The organism is Halomonas garicola (assembly GCF_031935715.1).
Classification (GTDB): domain Bacteria; phylum Pseudomonadota; class Gammaproteobacteria; order Pseudomonadales; family Halomonadaceae; genus Vreelandella; species Vreelandella garicola.
The window spans coordinates 1-1,523 of record NZ_JASSZF010000069.1 but is presented as its reverse complement, the minus strand read 5'-3'; the positions used below and the strand labels follow the sequence as shown (position 1 = coordinate 1,523).

Sequence of the window (1,523 nt, the reverse complement as noted above, 5' to 3'; positions counted from 1 at the left end):
CGTGACCTGGTGATCGGGCAGCTCGGTTGGCGGTTTAGGCATGATATGGGCTCCTGAACCTCGGGCTCTGAAATCGAGTTTAACTCACTGAGCCGGTGTATGGATTCAGGTTGACACACAGGGGCGCCGAGCAGGAGCTGAAAGAAGCCGGCACCACCCGGGACGAGCTGGATCTCTTTCGCAAGAACCTGCAAAGCTTTGTGCGCACCTACGAGTTTTTAAGCCAGATCGTCACCTTTGACGATGAAGAGCTCGAGCAGCTGTGCGTGTTCGCCCGCCATCTGCATCCGCTGCTGCGCACCGACCGCCTGCTGGAAGACGACAGCATCGACGTCAGCGAGCTGTCACTCACCCACTACCGCATGACCAAACGCGAAGAAAAGCGCCTACAGCTCGAAGTCGCCGAAGGCGACCCGCTAAAGCCGGTCAGCGACGTCGGCTCCGGCAAACCCCACGACCCGGAAAAGCAGCGCCTGGACGAAATCATCGAGCGGATGAACGACCTCTACGGCGCCGAAGTCAGCGACGACGACAAGATCCACTTCGCCACCGGCATCGCCGACCGCATCTCACGCGACGAAGCGGTGATGGCCCAGGTCAACAACCACACCCCGGAGCAGGTGATGCACGGCCTGCTACCGACAAGAGTGCAGGAAGCCGTGATGGACGCGATGAAAGACCAGGAAACCCTCACCATGCCGCTGCTGGAAAACGAAGAAACCGGGCGGCAGTTTGCGATGCTGGTGCTTAAGATGTTGGTGGGAAGTGATGTGCAGCGTCAAGCGTAACTTGTGGGGAGTTCAAGTGGTTGCGAGTGTATTAGCGCAGCCGCTTTTTCGGTAGTTTCATGTGGGTGGCGTTATTATTGGTGCTATACTGCCAAGCGGAAATTGAGTTTTAAGAGTTTCAATGACTTAATGAGAAAATGGTGAGCTAGATAATATTATTAAACGCGCCTACGTGTTCAAATGGAATATCGAGCGTGCAGTCTAATAGCTGTTAGGTAGAGGGAAAGGCTTAATGCAAGATCTTGCGTTGCTGACTGATGACCAGCTTTTGCGGCTCTACGCCTCTGTTCTACGCGTGTTAAAGAATCGAGGCGTGACTCGAAGTACAAATAACCCAGTGGCGGATTACGCCGAGAAACTCGTCGCTGAGGGGCTAAATCTCGATCTGGTGACGAAATCTAATGCTGGCTTTGACGCTTTGGACTCGGCCTCCGGTGCGCGTTATGAGGTGAAGGCTCGACGGCTAACGCCTGAGAATGGCTCGACTCAACTCAGCGCAATTCGTAATCTTGATAGCGCACCATTCGATTTCTTGGTGGGCGTGATATTCAACGAGGATTTCTCGCTCGCTTATGCGGCTATGCTTCCACTCAGAGCCGTAGAAGAGCTAGCTGTAGGGTCCCGGATGATCACATCGCCTATAGGAGTTATCCTCTGCTAGCCGCCAGAAAGCTTCTTCAGCAATTCATCCGGGAGCAGGTTCATGGACATCAAGCTGCATAAGCAGGCTACTAC

General features: G+C 54.3%; 2 protein-coding genes. Both read left to right on the top strand.

What is annotated here, in order from left to right; genetic code table 11:
- Positions 1-110: 110 nt before the first annotated feature.
- Positions 111-788, top strand: a complete 678-nt coding sequence (locus RS027_RS13465) for a hypothetical protein (RefSeq protein WP_311957759.1) — start codon at positions 111-113, stop codon at positions 786-788.
- Between the two features lie 232 nt (positions 789-1,020).
- Positions 1,021-1,449: a hypothetical protein gene (locus tag RS027_RS13460; protein ID WP_311957757.1), complete on the top strand. Its 429-nt coding sequence runs from the start codon at positions 1,021-1,023 to the stop codon at positions 1,447-1,449.
- Positions 1,450-1,523: the final 74 nt, after the last annotated feature.